This is a genomic window from Microbacterium sp. EST19A (assembly GCF_019969685.1).
Classification (GTDB): Bacteria; Actinomycetota; Actinomycetes; order Actinomycetales; family Microbacteriaceae; genus Microbacterium.
On sequence record NZ_JAHXYZ010000002.1, the window covers coordinates 817665 to 834248 of the forward strand.

The window sequence follows — 16584 nt, forward strand, 5'->3', positions numbered from 1 at the left end:
GGCCATCTCGCGACTTTTTTCGCGAAAATCCGAAAGCAATTCGTTAATGTCGAATATGCTCGGACCCGGTCGGGTTGTCAAGATCAATCCGGAAGACCCGCACGACGAGCCGGTTCGACGACGTACCGGGAGGAGGGATGCCCCGTGATCCAGGCGATCGACCGTGCGGCGAAGATCCTCGAACTGCTCCAGGGCGCACGCCATCTGGGCATCACCGACCTGGCCGCGGCTCTCAGCCTTCCGCCGTCGACGGTGCACGGCATCGTGAAGTCGCTGCGCTCGCACGGACTCGTCGCCAAGGAGCGCGGCGGACAGCGCTACATGCTCGGTCCGACCCTGCTGCGGCTCAGCAACGTCTACCTCGACACGCTCGACGTGCGTGCCCGGGCGATGCGCTGGACCCAGGAGCTCGCCCGACGCACGAACCTCTCGGTGCGGCTCGGCGCGCCGCATTTCACGGATGTGCTCGTCATCCATCACAACCTGCGTCCCGACGACAGTCAGCAGATGCTCGAGACCGGTGTCGCGATCCCGGCGCACGCCTCGGCGATGGGCAAGGTGCTGCTCGCCTACGACCTCGGCTTCCAGCGGAGCGTGTTCGAGCAGCCGCTGCGCAGCCTCACCGGCGACACCGTCACCGACATCGCGCGCCTCACGTTGGAGCTGCCCGCGATCGCAGAACGCGGCAGTGCGATCGAAGTCGATGAGGCCGTGCTCGGTGAAGCGTCGATCGCCGCGCCGATCGCGGATGCCTCCAACGACATCGTCGCCGCGGTCGCCGTGGTGATGCCGACATCGCAGACCCCCGCATCGGATGCCGTCCTCAACGCCCTGCGGGAGACGGCTCGCAACATCTCACGCGAACTCGGTGCGACCTCCTGGCCGCCGCGCGTCGCCCCCGCTGAGGACTGAGCGCGCGGCGCGGACTGAGCGCGCGAGGCCTGAGCACGAACCGTCGGACGCGGCGCGACCCGTTCAGCCGCGCATCGCGAGCACGAGCGGAAGCACGTCGGTCGCCCCCGCCTGACGGAGTGCGCGGGCGGCGACCGTCATGGTCCAGCGACTGTCGACGAGATCATCGACGAGCAGCACCGGCCCGGCCGGCACGTCGAGGTGCTCCGCGCTGAGACGGTCCCAGAGCCCGGCGAGGCGGAAGACGCTGTTCCCACCCGACTGCCCGGACGGCCCTCCCCCGACGGGCTCGAGCGCACCGAGGTACGGCAGACGCCCGACTTCGGCGATGCCGCGGGCGAGGGAGTCGACCAGGAGCGGACGCGACCGCGACGGCATGGCGATCACGGCCACGGGCCGCTCGGCCCATCCCCACCCGGCGAGCACACGGACGCACGCCTGGAGCAGTTGCGGCGTCACCGCGGCATCCGGCGCACCCGACGCGAACAGCTCGCGCAGCGTGTTGCCCCAGCCGAGGTCGGTGAGACGCGCGAGCGCCCGCCCCTCTCCCGCCTGCTCGTCTGCCGCGATCCGCCCCTTGAGAGGCACTCCGAGCCGATCGGTGCCGGTCGGCCAGGCACGACGCGGCTCGATCGGGACCCCGACCCGGTCGAGCGACTCGGCCGCCTGCGTGCTCGCCCCCGCGCCGATCTCCTTCGGGAACCAGACGCCCGCGCAGTTGTCGCACCGGCCGCACGGCGCTGCCGTGTCATCGTCGAGGGACCGCTGCAGGAACTCCATGCGGCACCCGTCGGTCTGCTCGTACTCGATCATGTGCTGCTGCTCGGCGACCCGTTCGGCGGCGATGCGCTCGTATCGCTCGGCGTCGTAGGTCCACGGCGCACCGGTCGCAACCCATCCGCCCTGCACCCGTCGCACGGCGCCGTCGACGTCGAGCACCTTGAGCAGCAGCTCGAGCGGCGTGCGGCGGATGTCGACCATCGCCTCGAGCGCCGGGGTCGAGATCGGCGCGTCGCCGAGAGCGCCGATCACCCGTTCCGCGCGATCCCGGTCGGGCATCGACGCGGTCGCGAAGTAATGCCAGATGTCGCGGTCCTCGACACCGGGCAGCAGCAGCACGTCGGCGCTCTCGCTGGCACGACCGGCACGGCCGACCTGCTGGTAGTACGCCACCGGCGACGAGGGGGCGCCCAGATGCAGGACGAACCCGAGGTCGGGCTTGTCGAAGCCCATGCCCAGCGCGCTCGTCGCGACGAGCGCCTTGACCTCGTTGCGCTTCAGCATCCCTTCGGATTCTTCGCGCTCCTCGGTGTCGGTCTGGCCGGTGTAGGCCCGCACGTCGTGTCCGTGCTCGCGCAGCAGGCGGGCCGTGTCGACGGCAGCGGCGACCGTGAGCGTGTAGATGATGCCGGACCCGGGCAGGTCGTCGAGATGGCTCAGCAGCCAGGCCAGGCGGCTCGCCGAATCGCGCAGCCGCAGCACGCCCAGCCGCAGCGAGGTGCGCGCGAGCGGCCCGCGGATCGTGAGGACGGGCTCTGCTCCTGCCGGCTCGGCGTTCGCGTGCAGGGTGCCGAGCTGTTCGGCCACATCTGCCACGACGCGGCTGTTCGCAGTGGCGGTGGTCGCGAGCACCGGCACATCCGCCGGCATCTGGGCGATCAGGTCGCGCAGGCGGCGGTAGTCGGGACGGAAGTCGTGCCCCCAGTCGCTGATGCAATGCGCCTCATCGACCACCAGCATGCCGATACGGCGGACGAGCGCCGGCAGCTGCTGCTCGCGGAACGCCGGATTGTTGAGCCGCTCGGGCGACACCAGCAGCACGTCGACCTCATCGCGGTCGAGCTGCGCGAGCACGTCGGTCCACTCGTGCGCGTTCGTGGAGTTGATCGCGACGGCGCGCACTCCGGCGCGTTCGGCGGCGGCGATCTGGTCGCGCATGAGCGCCAGGAGGGGCGACACGAGCACGGTCGGTCCTGCGCCCTGCCGCCTCAGCAGCAGAGTCGCGACGAAGTACACGGCGGACTTGCCCCATCCGGTGCGCTGCACGACGAGCGCGCGGCGGCGCCCCTCGACGAGCGCCTCGATCGCCTCGTACTGCCCGTCGTGGAAGCCGGCGTCTGGACGGCCGACGAGTTCGCGCAGGGCGGCGAGCGCGGCCTCGCGAGTGTCAGCGGGAGCGGGGGAGGTCATGCCCCCACTCTGCCTCACGCCACCGACACCTCGGGCTCGTCATCCACAGGCCCGACCGCGCCCGGCGCCCGGGATCCCGGCATCCGGCATCCGGCTCCCCCACCCGACTCCCCGGCATCCAGCCTCGCCCCCATCCCGCACTTGTCGGACGAACACGCAGATGCAGGTTCAAAACACCTCTCCGGACCTGCATCCGTACTCTCAACCTGCAGATGTGTCGATCCCGGGCCGCAGATCGCGCATAGCGTAGGGGCATGATCACCCGTGAACTCGCCGTGGCCCTGCGGGATGCCGGCATCGGCTGGCACCCGGCCGAAGGCGACCGCTTCCAGCTCGACCTGCCCGACGACGTGGAGCTCGAGGCCGAGGCCGACGTCTTCACGGTCAGCGGCATGACGATCGAGGCGCGCCAGACGCCGAGCGGGACCGACCTGGCCTTCAACGGCACGACCGAGTGGGCGCTCGACGCCGTGACCCTCGCGGATGCCGTGTGGCTGCCGCGCGAGGATCAGCTGCGGGAGCTGCTTCGGGGCACGTTCCGTTCGCTGGCACGGCTGGAGGACACGTTCCGCGTCGAGATCGAGATCGCCGGAGAGGCCCTCTCGTTCGAGCATCCGGAGCCCGCCGAGGCCTACGGCCGGGCCCTCCTCGAGCTGATCTCCCGCTCTCACTGAGCGGCGTCTTGAAGAACGTGGTGCTTCTGTGTCAGAATAACCTAACGATCGGTCAGTAAAGATGCTGAATGAGGAGCGACGATGACCAGCCCCGCAGACCTCTCCCTCGTCACGAGCGAGATCTCGGATGACGAGCGCGTGTTCGACGAGCTCATCGCGAACGAGCAGCGCATCGAACCCCGCGACTGGATGCCCGACGCCTACCGCAAGACGCTCATCCGCCAGATCTCCCAGCACGCCCACTCCGAGATCATCGGGATGCAGCCGGAGGGCAACTGGATCACGCGGGCGCCGAGCCTCAAGCGCAAGGCGATCCTGATGGCCAAGGTGCAGGACGAAGCCGGCCACGGCCTCTACCTCTACTCCGCGGCGCAGACCCTCGGCATCACCCGCGACGAGATGATGGACCAGCTCATCAGCGGCAAGGCCAAGTACTCGTCGATCTTCAACTACCCCACCCCGACCTGGGCCGACATGGGCGCGATCGGCTGGCTCGTCGACGGCGCCGCCATCGTCAACCAGGTGCCGCTGTGCCGCGCATCGTACGGACCCTACGGCCGCGCCATGGTGCGCGTGTGCAAGGAGGAGTCGTTCCATCAGCGGCAGGGCTTCGAGATCCTGCTCAGCCTGATGCAGGGCTCTGAGGAGCAGCGGCAGATGGCACAGGATGCCGTGAACCGCTGGTACTGGCCGAGCCTGGCGATGTTCGGGCCACCCGACGAGCAGTCGCCGAACTCCGCACAGTCGATGAAGTGGAAGATCAAGCGCTTCTCGAACGACGACCTGCGTCAGCGCTTCGTCGGGATGCTGGTGCCGCAGGCCGAGATCCTCGGCGTCACGCTGCCCGACCCCGATCTGCGCTTCGACGACGAGACCGGCCAATACGTGATCGGCGAGATCGACTGGGACGAGTTCTTCGAGGTGCTGCGCGGCAACGGTCCCTGCAACGCCGAGCGCCTCGAACGCCGTCGGACCGCCCACGAGGATGGCGCCTGGGTGCGCGAGGCCGCGGCGGAGTACGCCCGCAAGCAGTCTCTGAAGACGAAGGCGGTGGCCTGATGGCGACCCCCGGCGCCGACGAGCGCGAGCCCTGGCCCCTGTGGGAGGTCTTCGTCCGCGCGAATCGCGGCTTGAGCCACGTGCATGTCGGTTCTCTTCACGCACCGGATGCCGAGATGGCCATCCGCAACGCCCGCGACCTCTACACGCGTCGCGGTGAGGGCGTGTCGATCTGGGCCGTCCCGGCGGATGCGATCACGACCAGCGATCCGGATGCCAAGGGCGCGTACTTCGAGAGCCCCGCGGGCAAGAACTACCGGCACGCCGTCTACTACACGGCGTCCGAGGGGGTGCCGCACCTGTGACCACCGCCCACGACGACATCCACGGCGACGTGTCCGTCGACGCGCTGCAGTTGAGCGACGAGCTCTCCGGAACCGGAGCGACGGCAGCGTCCGCAGACATCGCCGAGTACGCGCTCCGCCTCGGCGACGACGCGCTGATCCTCTCGCAGCAGCTCGGCGAGTGGATCGCCAACGCACCTGAGCTCGAGGAGGATGTCGCGCTCGGCAACATCGCCCTCGACCTGCTCGGTCACGCGCGCTCGTTCCTGCACTACGCCGGCTCCTACGACGGCCGCAGCGAAGACGACCTCGCGTTCTTCCGCGACGAGCCGGAGTTCCGTTGCGCCTGGATCGTGGAGCAGCCCAACGGCGACTTCGCCCAGACGATCGCGCGGCAGTTCGTGGTGTCGACCTACATGTTCGAGCTCTACTCCGCCCTTCGTGGCAGCACCGACGAGACCTTCGCCGCGATCGCCGAGAAGTCCCTCAAAGAGGTCGACTACCACCGGGATCACGCGGTGCAGTGGATGCTGCGCCTCGCCGGCGGCACCGAGGAGTCGCGCACGCGGATCATCCGTGCGACCCGCGACGTCTGGCCGTATGTCGACGAGCTGTTCCGCGACGACGAGCTGATCGAGCGGCTGGACGACATCGCCGCACGTCCCTCGACCCTGCGGGACGGCTTCGACGGCGTCGTCGACACCGTGTTCGCCGAAGCCGAGCTCTCCGTCCCCGCGGTCGCCGCATCGTCGGCGGGCGGTCGGCGCGGCGCTCATGCCACTCCTCTCGGGCACATCCTCGCCGAGATGCAGGTGCTCGCCCGGCGGCATCCGGGGGCATCATGGTGACCCGCACCCCGACGCAGGAGGCCTGGCGGATCGCCGCCGCCGTGCCCGACCCCGAGGTCCCCGTCCTCACGATCGAAGACCTCGGCGTGCTCCGCGCCGTCGAGGCCGACGGCGACCGTGTGCGCGTCGACATCACCCCGACCTACAGCGGCTGCCCGGCGATGGACACGATCCGCGACGACGTGATCATGTCGCTGACCGCGGCCGGTTTCGCCGATGTCGACGTGCGTCTCGTCCTCTCCCCCGCGTGGACCACCGACTGGATGACGGATGCCGGAAAGCAGAAGCTCGAGGCCTACGGCATCGCGCCGCCCTCCGGCCGTGCCGCCGTGTCGTCGGGCCCCATCCGGCTGTCCTTGAGCGTGCGCTGCCCGCGCTGCGGCTCGCTCGACACCCGCGAGGTGTCCCGGTTCGGCTCGACCTCCTGCAAGTCCCTGTTCGAGTGCCGTGCGTGCCTCGAGCCCTTCGACCATTTCAAGGTGCACTGATGTCGCTGTTCACGTCCGCGCGGGCCGGCGCCCCGGCATCCGTCCCGCCGCGTCGCGCGACCGGCGAGCGCACGCGCGCCCGGTTCCACACGCTCACGGTCGAGGACGTCCGTCCGCTCACCGAGGATGCCGTCGAGGTGACGTTCACCGTGCCGGCTGCGCTGGCCGACGACTACGACCACCTGCCGGGCCAGTACGTGGCGCTGCGCACGACGCTCGAGGGCACGGAGGTGCGTCGCTCGTACTCGTTGTGCCGTGCTCCGGAGCACCGCACGGACGGCTCGCCGACACGGCTCAGCGTCGCGGTGAAGCGCGACGAGGGCGGCCTGTTCTCGACCTGGGCGCAGACCGGACTGCACGCCGGGTTCGAGATCGACGTGATGAGCCCGCAGGGCACGTTCACGTCCGGTCTCGACGATCTCGACGACCGTCATGTGGTCGGGATCGCCGCAGGCTCCGGCATCACCCCGTTGATGGCGCTCGCGCACACGGTGCTCACGCGGTCGACGACCTCGCGCTTCACGCTGCTGTACACGAACCGGTCGACGCTCGACGTGATGTTCCTGGAGGACCTCGCCGATCTGAAGGACCGCTACCCGACCCGCGTGACGCTGCATCACGTGCTGTCGCGCGAGCAGCGCACCGCTCCGGTGCTGTCCGGCCGGATCGACGAGGAGAAGCTGCGCACGATCTTCGACTCGCTCATCGATCCCGCAGACGTCGACGAGTGGTTCCTGTGCGGGCCGCTCGCGCTGGTGGACCTGTGTCGCGAGGTCCTCGCCGATGTCGGCGTCGCACGCGAGCACATCCGCTTCGAGCTGTTCACGACGGGTGACGAGCCGCTCCGCACCGCGCGCCCGGTCGAGGTGCGCGCAGGAGCGAAGACGTTCCGCATCGAGGTCAACCTCGACGGCGTCTCGTCGACGGTGGAGAGTCCGGTCGACGCGCACGAATCGGTGCTGAATGCGGCGCTGCGCGTGCGGCCCGACGCGCCGTTCGCCTGCGCAGGCGGCGTCTGCGGCACCTGTCGCGCCCGCGTGATCGAGGGCAGCGTGAGCATGACCGAGAACTACGCGCTGGAGCCGGACGAACTCGAACGCGGATACGTGCTCACCTGCCAGTCCCATCCCACCAGCGACCGCGTGGTCGTCGACTACGACGTGTGACCGGAGTACGCATGATCGACCTCACCATCGCCGATGACGTCGCCACGATCGTCCTGAACGCCCCTGCGAAGCTGAACGCCCTCGACGAGCAGGCGCTGCACAGGCTGGACTCCGCGTACGCCGAGGCCGAGGCGGCCGGGGTGCGCGCCCTGGTGCTGCGCGGCGAAGGCCGGGCCTTCTGCGCCGGGCGCGACATCTCCGGTGTCGACCCGCGCGACGACGATGTTCTCGGTTATCTGGGTGGTCTCGTGACCCCGCTACTGAAGCGCATGTCGCGCTTCCCCGCGCCGACGTTCGCGGTCGCGCACGGCGCCTGTCTCGGCGTCGGGCTCGGCCTGCTGATCGCGACGGATGTCGTCTACGTCGCGGAATCCGCGAAGATCGGCTCGCCGTTCGCCGCCCTCGGCGCGACGCTCGACTCGGGCGGACACGCGCTCTTCCTGGAGCGGCTCGGCGCCCACAAGACCCTCGACCTCATCTACACCGGGCGTCTGATGAGCGGCACCGAGGCCGTGGCATCCGGCCTCTTCTCGCGGGTGTTCCCCGACGACGAGGTCGTCTCCGCGACGACGGATGCCGCGGCCGCTGCCGCGCGCGGAGCCACGGCCGCTTTCCTCGCCAGCAAGGAGCTCATCGCCCGGATCCGCGACGAGCGACTCGCCCTGTGGGACGCGGTCGACATCGAGAACGCCGCGCAGGCCGCGCTCTGCGACACCGACGACTACCGCGAGGGGTTCGCCGCCTTCCAGGAGAAACGGAAGCCGGAGTTCCGCGGGCGCTGAGCGCTCCCTGCTCCCGTGGCAGTTTCTGCGGGTCTGACACCGCCGGACCCGCACAAAAGGCCACGGGAGCGACGTCACCGAGCGGCACGCAGGATGCGCGGCCGATCGAGGCGTCGATAGTCGACATGGATCGCGGCGCGATCGGCCGGTCGGCACTCCGACAGATACAGCTTCTGCCCTCCGACGTAGCGCGCGTTCTCCTCGGCATCCGGGTCGGCCGGCAGCCCGTCGCGCACCGACATCCGGCGGATGGATTCCGTGAACGGGACGTCGAGGAAGATCGAAAGATCCCAGACGTCGACGAGCTCCGGACGGTGAAGGAAGATGCCGTCGACGAGGAGAATGCTCCCCCGAGGTACGTCACGACGAGGACCGCTCAGGAGCCTGTCGGAGTCGACGTCGTGTCCGGCAGGCAGATAGGTGCCCCGGCCGCTGCGGAACGGACCGATGACCTCCCGACGGAACTGCTCGTAGTCGTAGGAATCCAGCCAGAACCCCTCCGGCGAGCGTGGTCCGAGGCGGTAGCGGTGCGCCCGCAGGTGGTGGAATCCGTCGATCGAGACCCGTACGACCGGGTGGGACGAGGGCATCCGCACCGCCAGCTCATCCGCGAGCCGCGTCTTGCCCGAGCCGTCGACGCCGTCGATCCCGACGATGAGGTTGGGGCCATCGGGCTCGGGAACCGGCATCAGCGCGAGCAGCGCGCTGAGGAACTCCGTTCGCTGATCGCTCATCCGAGGCCTCTCCCTTTGCAGGTCTCCGATCGTGCCATACCGGCATCGATGTCCGAGGCCGGTGCGAGAATGCGGAGATGAAGCTCGCGGAGCTCGTCTCCACCACAGAAGAGGTCGCCGCCACGTCGTCGCGCCTGGCCAAGATCGATGCGCTCGCGCGGCTGCTGGCGACCGCACAGCCGCGCGAGATCGCGCCGCTCGTCGGGCTGCTCCTCGCGTCGCCGCGTCAGGGCAGACTCGGCGTCGGATGGCGAGGGATCGCGGCGCTGGAGGTCTCGCACGCCGAGAGCCCGAGCCTCACGATCGCCGACGTGGACGAGTCGTTGGATGCTCTCGCCGCGGCATCCGGCACAGGGTCGGCCGCCACGCGCACCGGCGCTCTGGGCGCCCTCGCCGCACGAGCGACGGACGATGAGTGGGACTTCCTGACCCGCGCCATGCTGGGCGAACTGCGCACCGGTGCGCTCGGGGGTGTGCTCCTCGATGCGATCGCAAAGGCGTCAGACCGCGCACCCGCGACCGTCCGGCGGGCTGCGATGCTGTCGGGCGACCTGGGCGAGACGGCCCTGATCGCCCTCACCGGCGCCGAAGACGATCTCGACGCCGTCGGCCTGCAGGTCGGGCGCCCCGTACTGCCGATGCTCGCCGCGACGGCCGCCACGCCGACCGCGGCACTCGAGATCACCGGCGAGGCATCGGTGGAGTTCAAGCTCGACGGCGCCCGCATCCAGGTGCATCGGCACGGCGACGAGGTCGGCGTCTACACGCGCAGTCTTGCCGACATCACGCACCGGGTACCCGAGATCGTCGAGATCGTCCGGTCGCTGCCGGCACACGACCTCATCCTCGACGGCGAGACCCTGTCCCTCGACGAAGACGGCGGACCGCGCCCGTTCCAGGAGACCATGTCGCGCTTCGGCGCCGACGTCGCTCGCGAACTGGTGCTGCGGCCGTGGTTCTTCGACGTGCTGCACGTCGACGGACGCGACCTTCTCGACGAGCCGCTCTCCACCCGCCTCGCCGAACTCGAGCGTGTGGCCGGCGAATGGCGGATGCCGGGCATCGTCACCGCCGATCCGGATGCCGCCGAGCAGCTGTCGCGCGAAGCTCTCGCCGCCGGGCACGAGGGCGTGGTCGTCAAGGCGATCGACGCTCCCTACGCCGCCGGCCGACGCGGCAAGTCCTGGGTCAAGGTCAAGCCGGTGCTGACCTACGACCTCGTCGTGCTCGGAGCCGAGTGGGGATCCGGCCGCCGTCAGGGCTGGCTGTCGAACCTGCATCTCGGAGCCCTCGACCCCGACGGCGAGTTCGGTGATCCCGGCGCCTACGTCATGGTGGGCAAGACGTTCAAGGGACTCACCGACGAGCTGCTGCGCTGGCAGACCGAGACCTTCCCCGCCTACGAGACCCGGCGCACGCAGGGCACGGTCTTCCTGCGACCCGAGATCGTCGTCGAGATCGCCATCGACGGCGTGCAACGCTCACCACGCTACCCCGGCGGCATCGCGCTCCGCTTCGCGCGGGTGAAGGGCTACCGTCCCGACAAGACGCCCACCGAGGCCGACACCATCCAGACGCTGCGGGCGCTGCTGCGCTGACCCGCTCCCACCTTCACGCGGAAGGCGGAAGCCCCAGGTCCTCTTCGCGCACGGTCCCCTGGAACGACCACGGGAAGTTGATCCACAGGTCGGTGTCCTTCCAGGCGTAGTCGGGCTGGATGATCGTCGAGGGCTTCGTGTAGATCGTGACGGAGCGCACATCCGCACCCTTGTCCTTCAAGAGCTGCACCGCGAGCGCCAGCGTGCGCCCGGAGTCGGCGACGTCATCCACGAGCAGCACACGGCGCCCGTCGAGGTACGCCATGTCGAGCTCGGGAGGGAGCACCTCGGGCGCGTCGAGCACGGTGCCGATGCCGGTGTAGAACTCGACGTTGATGGCGCCGCAGTTCTTCGCACCAAGGCCGTACGCGATCGCGCCGGCCGGAAGCAGCCCGCCTCTCGCGATCGCCACGACGACCTCCGGTGCGAAACCGCTGGCCACAATGCTGCGTGCCAGATCGCGTGTCGCAGATCCGAAGCCGTCCCAGGTGAGCGTCTCGCGCTCGGTCGTCGTAGTCGTCATCGCCTCATTCTCCTCCACCACACGGTCAGTCGAGTCGCGTCACCTCGACCGCGACGAAGAGCTCCGATGCGCTCGGCCCGGCGTACACCCCGCGCAGGGGTGCGACGTCGCCGTAGTCGCGCCCGTGCCCGACGTAGACGTGAGATTCTCCGATGTCGAGCAGGTTGGTCGGGTCGAAGCCGCGCCACTCCCCCGAGTACCACTCCACCCAGGCGTGCGACTCCCCGATCACCGGCTGTCCGATCGGCGCCGTCGGATCCGGGTGCAGGTACCCCGACACGTATCGCGCGGGGATGCCTGCCGCCCGCAGCACTCCCAGGGCGACGTGCGCGATGTCCTGGCAGACACCCGATCGCGCGGCCCAGGCCTCGCGCGCCGTCGAGTTCACTCCCGTCACGCCGCTCTGATAGTCCATGGCCCCGCCGACGGTGCGACAGATGTCGTACGCGGTCTCGTCCACGCCTCGGCCTTCGGCTCTGACCCGCAGCGCGAGCTCGCGCATCTCCTCATCGGGCGCGGTCGCCGGGGTCTGTGCGAGGCATTCGGCGAGCGACAGCGATGAGGGGATGCGCGCCTCCAGCTCGTCCCAGTCGACCGGCTCGGCAGCGGGCGGCACGGTGCGCACGTCGACGACGCTGGTCGCCGTGACCGACAGCAGCTGATGCGGCGTGAGCACCTCGAAGGTCGACACCCGGGTGTCCCAGTAGTCGGAGTACGAGTGCTGCGTCGCCGTCGGCGAGATGTCCAGCGTCGCCTGCAGCACGAACTGTCCGTCGCGCGAGTGCGGCAGCATCCGCGCCTCGTTGTACGAGGCCGTCGCCGGCTTCTCGTACCGGAATCCCGTCCGGTGCACGATCCTCAACCTGCTCACAGTGCTTCTCCGATCCACACCGGCATCGCGATCGACGGGAAGTAGCGCTCCCGGATCGCATCGCTCGCCACCGAGATCGCCACCTGCACCTCTTCCATGCTCTCCGAGAGCCGATGCACGATGTCGGCGACCGGCCGGTACTCCAACTCCGACCGCATCCGGCCGAGCACCCGATGTGCGCGATCCGGTGCACCGAACGCCCCGGCCGGGTCGATGCCGCGCAGGCATTCCTCCGCCTGAAGGATGCTGGAGAGCACGGATCTCGGGAACAGCTTGTCCACGAGGAGGAACTCCACCGCCGATGCCGCCGTCGGAACCGCCCGATGTCCGCGCAGGTGGGCCTCGTATGCGCCGCAGCTGCGCAGCAGCGTCGTCCAGCTCGGGCCGCCGGCATCCGTCAGCGAGCGGGTCGCCAACAGGCGAGCCGTCATGTCGGCGCGCTCGATCGAACGGCCGAGCACGAAGAACTGCCAGGCCTCGTCGCGGCTCGTCGACGAGTCGACCACCCCGAACGCGAGGGCCGATCGGTCGCGCACCCACCGGAAGAACGGGTGCGTCTTGTCGGAGGCGATCCACAGCGGCATCCGCGCGTTCGACTCGTTGAGGGTCTCCCAGAGGTCCGTCGAGATGATCTCGCGGGCGCGCCGCGCGTTCTCGCGGGCCGCGGCGATCGAATGGGCGATGGATGCCGAATGGTCCCGGTCGAGAGCCAGCAGGCGCACGACGTCATCGCGGCCGACGACCGTCTCGCCGTCGGCGGTCGTGCCCATGACCGACAGCAACGCGCGGCACGCGGTGTCCTCCTCGACCCACGGATCCTCCAGGAGCAGTTGCAGGTGCACGTCGAGGATGCGGGCAGTGCCGTCAGCCCGCTCGACGTAGCGGCCGATCCAGAACAGCGCCTCGGCGATGCGGCTCAGCATGTCGCGCCTCCCTGCTGCTGTTGCTGCTGCTGTTGCTGCTGCTGGTGATGCCGGGTCTCGAGGTCCTCGTCCTGCGGCGAGGACATGAAGGGCGGATGCGGCTCCTCGCGCGGCGACGACACGATCCCGATGGCACCGGTGGCGATCGAGACCTCGTCGGATGCGGGGTCGGAGAGTCCGGCAAGTGTCGCCGTCGGGCCGGTGAAGAGCGAGGGGTCGAGCACCCAGGTGTCCTTCGACCCGCCACCCTGGCTGGAGTTGACCACCAGCTGTCCCTCCGGCAGCGCGACCCTCGTCAGGCCGCCGGGCAGCACCCAGATGTCCTCGCCGTCGTTGACCGCGAAGGGGCGGAGATCGACGTGCCGGGGGCGGAAGCCGTCTTCCACGAGGGTCGGGATCGTCGACAGCTGCACCACCGGCTGCGCGATCCAGCCGCGCGGATCGGCGAGCAGTTGAGCGCGCAGGGCCTCCAACTCCGCAGGGGAGGCATCCGGCCCGACCACGAGCCCTTTCCCGCCGGAGCCGTCGACAGGCTTCACGACGAGCTCATCCAGGCGGTCGAGGACCTCGGCGAGAGCATCCGGCTCCTCCAGACGCCACGTGTCGACGTTCGGCAGGATCGGGTCCTCCCCGAGGTAGTAGCGGATGAGCTCGGGCACGTACGTGTACACGAGCTTGTCGTCGGCGACGCCGTTGCCGACCGCGTTGGCGAGCGTGACGTTCCCGAGCCGCGCCGCGAGCATCAGGCCCGGCGCTCCCAGCACCGAATCGGGCCGGAAGTGCTGCGGATCGAGGAACTCGTCATCGACCCGGCGGTAGATCACGTCGACCCGCGTGGGTCCCGCGGTGGTGTGCATCCACACGCGCCCGCCGGAGCAGAACAGATCACGGCCCTCGACGAGCTCGACGCCCATCATCCGTGCCAGCAGCGTGTGCTCGTAGTACGCGGAGTTGTAGACGCCCGGCGTCAGCACGACCACGGTCGGGTGATCGATACCCACCGGTGCCGCCGCGCGCAGCGCCTGGAGCAGCCGGCCCGGATAATCGACGACCGGTCGCACCCGCAGGCTCGTGAACAACTCGGGCAGCGTCTGCGCCATGACCCGCCGGTTCGCGAGCACGTAGCTGACCCCGCTCGGCACCCGGACGTTGTCCTCGAGCACGCGCCAGGCGCCCTTCTCGTCGCGGATGACATCGATCCCCGCGACGTGGATGCGCACGCCGTTCGCGCCGACGATCCCGGCGGCCTGCCGGTGGAAGTGCGACGACGAGCTGATCAGCGCCGACGGGATCACCCCGTCGCGCACCGCGGCCTGCGGACCGTAGACGTCGGCGAGAAACGCCTCCAGCGCACGCACTCGTTGCTTCACGCCCGACTCGACGTACATCCAGTCCTCGGCGGCGATCACCCGAGGGACCACGTCCAGCGGGAACGGCCGCTCCTCGCCCGCGAAGTCGAAGGTCACGCCCTGCGCGAGATACGAGCTCGCCAGAGCATCCGTCCGCGCCCGCAGCTCGGCATCGTCCATACCGGCGAGCGCCGGGTACATCTCCCGATAAGGGAGACGCACGTCGCCTGCACCGGCGGCGGCCCCTGCGGGGAACATCTCGTCCCACGGTTGCGGTCCCCGGCGCTCCGCGGATCGGCGTGAGGTGTACCCGTTGAACAGCGACTCCATGACGGAATACTTCCGTGACGGGATTTCGGCGATGTTTCCGGGGGAAGACGACGCGGCGACGCCGACCCCGGGCGCGGTAGAGTCGACCTGTCCGGCGTTCCTGCGCCGGTGCCTGAAAAAGAGGCACGAAGCACCCCGCGCACCGGCGAGGGCGAGACACATACGGATCCGCAGTTCTCCGTCCCTGTCTCGAAAGGCATTTCCATGCCCACCGTGTCCGCGCACGTCGCCCTCACCCTCGCCCAGCACATCGACGCCGTCTTCGGCGTGATGGGCAACGGCAACGCCTACTTCCTCGACGCGATCGAGACCCAGACGGATGCCGTGTTCACGGCCGTCCGCCACGAGCAGGGCGCCGTCGTCGCCGCCGACGCGCACTTCCGGGCATCCGGGCGCATCGCCGCCGGAACCTCCACCTACGGCGCCGGCTTCACGAACACCCTGACCGCGCTCGCCGAGGCCGTGCAGGCGCATGTGCCGCTCGTGCTCGTCGTCGGCGACGAGCCCACGTCGGGCCGCCGTCCGTGGGGCGTCGATCAGATCGCTCTCGCCTCCGCCGTCGGAGCCCGCACGTACACGGTCGGGCGAGCGGATGCCGCGGCCACCACCGTCATCGCGATCGAGCATGCGCTCACCTATCGCCTGCCCGTCGTGCTCGCGATCCCCTATGACGTCGCCGCCCTCGACGCAGGTGCCGTGCCGGAAGCGCCGTCACCGCGTCTTCCCGCGCCGCTCGCGCCGAAGGGCGAGTTCGCGGAGGGGATGCTCGACGAGATCGCGGCCGCGCTGCGCGGAGCAGAGCGCCCGCTCCTGCTCGCCGGTCGCGGAGCGTGGCTGGCCGGCGCGAGCCGGGCGCTGGGCGAACTCGCCGAGCTGACCGGCGCCCTCACCGCGTCGTCGGCGCTCGGTCGCGGCGTCTTCCCCGACACCCGTTACGACCTCGGCGTGACCGGCGGCTTCGGGGCCGACGGAGCGATGGAGCTCGTCCGCACGGCCGATGTCGCCGTCGTCTTCGGAGCCTCGCTCAACCAGTTCACGATGCGCTTCGGCGAGCTGTTCGCGCCAGGGACGCGCGTCTTCCAGGTCGACATCGCGCCCGCGGCCACCCACGCGCATGTCGGAGGGTTCGTGCGCGCCGATGCCCGGCTCGTCGCCGAGCAGCTCGTCGAACGGGTCGGGTCGACGACCACCGGGCCGTGGCGCGAGAGCGTCGACGTGGCATCCGCCCGCGCCTACGATGCCGGCGACGAACTCGCGGCCGACGGTCGGCTCGACCCGCGGTCGGCCGCGCGCCGCATCGCGGAGCTGCTGCCAGAGGACCGGGTCGTCGTCTCCGACGGCGGGCACTTCATCGGCTGGGCGAACATGTACTGGCCGGTCGCCGCGCCGGACCGCATGATGATGATCGGCACCGCGTTCCAGTCGATCGGTCAGGGCTGGCCGAGCGTCGTCGGAGCCGCTCTGGCCCGCCGCGACTCGACGATCGTGCTGACCTCGGGCGACGGCGGCGGACTCATGGCGATCGCCGATCTCGAGTCGGCCGTCCGCGCCGCAGCCGGTCGCGGCATGGCCGTCATCTGGAACGACGCCGCCTACGGCGCCGAGGTGAACCTCTACGGACTCAAGGGCCTGGCCGAGGGTCCGATGCGCATCCCCGAGGTCGACTTCGCCGCCTTCGGTGCCGCGGTCGGCGCAGAGGGCGTCGTGGTCCGCACGCTCGCGGACCTCGATCGTCTAGCGACCTGGGCGGAGGAGGATGCCGCGACCCGCCGTTTCCTGCTGCTCGACCTCCGCATCTCGGGTGACGTCATCGCCCCGTACCAGCAGGAGATCATCCGCGTGAACTCCTGACG

At 69.9% G+C, this 16584-nt stretch carries 16 protein-coding genes; 10 read left to right on the forward strand and 6 right to left on the reverse strand.

Annotated elements, in window-relative coordinates; genetic code table 11:
• Window positions 1-144 precede the first annotated feature (144 nt).
• Window positions 145-912 (forward strand): IclR family transcriptional regulator, encoded by a 768-nt coding sequence (locus LC452_RS13950; protein ID WP_223626327.1) that lies wholly within the window; start codon window positions 145-147, stop codon window positions 910-912.
• Between the two features lie 63 nt (window positions 913-975).
• On the opposite strand, the gene LC452_RS13955 is transcribed toward LC452_RS13950, so the two are convergent.
• Complete coding sequence (locus LC452_RS13955) at window positions 976-3102, reverse strand: RecQ family ATP-dependent DNA helicase (protein ID WP_223626329.1); 2127 nt, start codon at window positions 3100-3102, stop codon at window positions 976-978.
• 254 nt (window positions 3103-3356) lie between these two features.
• Here LC452_RS13955 and LC452_RS13960 point away from each other — a divergent pair, with 254 nt between their 5' ends.
• From LC452_RS13960 to LC452_RS13990, 7 genes are all read left to right on the forward strand, one after another.
• Window positions 3357-3776: a pilus assembly protein CpaE gene (locus LC452_RS13960; protein ID WP_223626331.1), complete on the forward strand. Its 420-nt coding sequence runs from the start codon at window positions 3357-3359 to the stop codon at window positions 3774-3776.
• Between the two features lie 81 nt (window positions 3777-3857).
• Window positions 3858-4835 carry a 1,2-phenylacetyl-CoA epoxidase subunit PaaA gene (paaA, locus tag LC452_RS13965; RefSeq protein ID WP_223626333.1) on the forward strand — a complete coding sequence of 326 codons (978 nt, stop codon included), beginning with the start codon at window positions 3858-3860 and terminating at the stop codon, window positions 4833-4835.
• Window positions 4835-5140, forward strand: coding sequence for a 1,2-phenylacetyl-CoA epoxidase subunit PaaB (paaB, locus tag LC452_RS13970; RefSeq protein ID WP_136056072.1), 306 nt, complete (start codon window positions 4835-4837; stop codon window positions 5138-5140). Before paaA ends, paaB begins: the two co-directional genes overlap by 1 nt.
• Window positions 5137-5967 carry a 1,2-phenylacetyl-CoA epoxidase subunit PaaC gene (gene paaC, locus LC452_RS13975; protein ID WP_374197772.1) on the forward strand — a complete coding sequence of 277 codons (831 nt, stop codon included), beginning with the start codon at window positions 5137-5139 and terminating at the stop codon, window positions 5965-5967. The genes paaB and paaC overlap by 4 nt, the downstream gene beginning before the upstream one ends.
• Window positions 5961-6455 carry a 1,2-phenylacetyl-CoA epoxidase subunit PaaD gene (gene paaD / locus LC452_RS13980; RefSeq protein WP_223626334.1) on the forward strand — a complete coding sequence of 165 codons (495 nt, stop codon included), beginning with the start codon at window positions 5961-5963 and terminating at the stop codon, window positions 6453-6455. Before paaC ends, paaD begins: the two co-directional genes overlap by 7 nt.
• A complete protein-coding gene (gene paaE, locus LC452_RS13985; protein ID WP_223626336.1) occupies window positions 6455-7621 on the forward strand; it encodes a 1,2-phenylacetyl-CoA epoxidase subunit PaaE in 1167 nt (388 codons plus the stop codon). The genes paaD and paaE overlap by 1 nt, the downstream gene beginning before the upstream one ends.
• An 11-nt stretch (window positions 7622-7632) precedes the next feature.
• Window positions 7633-8403, forward strand: coding sequence for an enoyl-CoA hydratase/isomerase family protein (locus LC452_RS13990; protein WP_223627683.1), 771 nt, complete (start codon window positions 7633-7635; stop codon window positions 8401-8403).
• Window positions 8404-8477: 74 nt separating this feature from the next.
• Here LC452_RS13990 and LC452_RS13995 read toward each other — a convergent pair whose 3' ends face one another.
• The gene (locus LC452_RS13995) at window positions 8478-9137 is read right to left on the reverse strand and encodes a uridine kinase (RefSeq protein ID WP_223626338.1); all 660 of its coding nucleotides are present in this window, start codon (window positions 9135-9137) and stop codon (window positions 8478-8480) included.
• Between the two features lie 77 nt (window positions 9138-9214).
• Here LC452_RS13995 and LC452_RS14000 point away from each other — a divergent pair, with 77 nt between their 5' ends.
• Complete coding sequence (locus LC452_RS14000) at window positions 9215-10735, forward strand: ATP-dependent DNA ligase (RefSeq protein WP_223626340.1); 1521 nt, start codon at window positions 9215-9217, stop codon at window positions 10733-10735.
• 13 nt (window positions 10736-10748) lie between these two features.
• Here LC452_RS14000 and LC452_RS14005 read toward each other — a convergent pair whose 3' ends face one another.
• From LC452_RS14005 to LC452_RS14020, 4 genes are read right to left on the reverse strand one after another with little or no spacing between them, the layout of a single operon-like run.
• Window positions 10749-11258, reverse strand: coding sequence for a phosphoribosyltransferase (locus tag LC452_RS14005; protein WP_223626342.1), 510 nt, complete (start codon window positions 11256-11258; stop codon window positions 10749-10751).
• 25 nt (window positions 11259-11283) lie between these two features.
• Window positions 11284-12129: a transglutaminase family protein gene (locus LC452_RS14010; protein WP_223626344.1), complete on the reverse strand. Its 846-nt coding sequence runs from the start codon at window positions 12127-12129 to the stop codon at window positions 11284-11286.
• Window positions 12126-13052, reverse strand: coding sequence for an alpha-E domain-containing protein (locus LC452_RS14015; RefSeq protein WP_223626346.1), 927 nt, complete (start codon window positions 13050-13052; stop codon window positions 12126-12128). The genes LC452_RS14010 and LC452_RS14015 overlap by 4 nt, the downstream gene beginning before the upstream one ends.
• Window positions 13046-14731, reverse strand: a complete 1686-nt coding sequence (locus tag LC452_RS14020; RefSeq protein WP_223626347.1) for a circularly permuted type 2 ATP-grasp protein — start codon at window positions 14729-14731, stop codon at window positions 13046-13048. The genes LC452_RS14015 and LC452_RS14020 overlap by 7 nt, the downstream gene beginning before the upstream one ends.
• A 204-nt stretch (window positions 14732-14935) precedes the next feature.
• On the opposite strand from LC452_RS14020, the gene LC452_RS14025 reads away from it, so the two are divergent.
• Window positions 14936-16582 (forward strand): thiamine pyrophosphate-binding protein, encoded by a 1647-nt coding sequence (locus tag LC452_RS14025; protein ID WP_223626349.1) that lies wholly within the window; start codon window positions 14936-14938, stop codon window positions 16580-16582.
• Window positions 16583-16584: the final 2 nt, after the last annotated feature.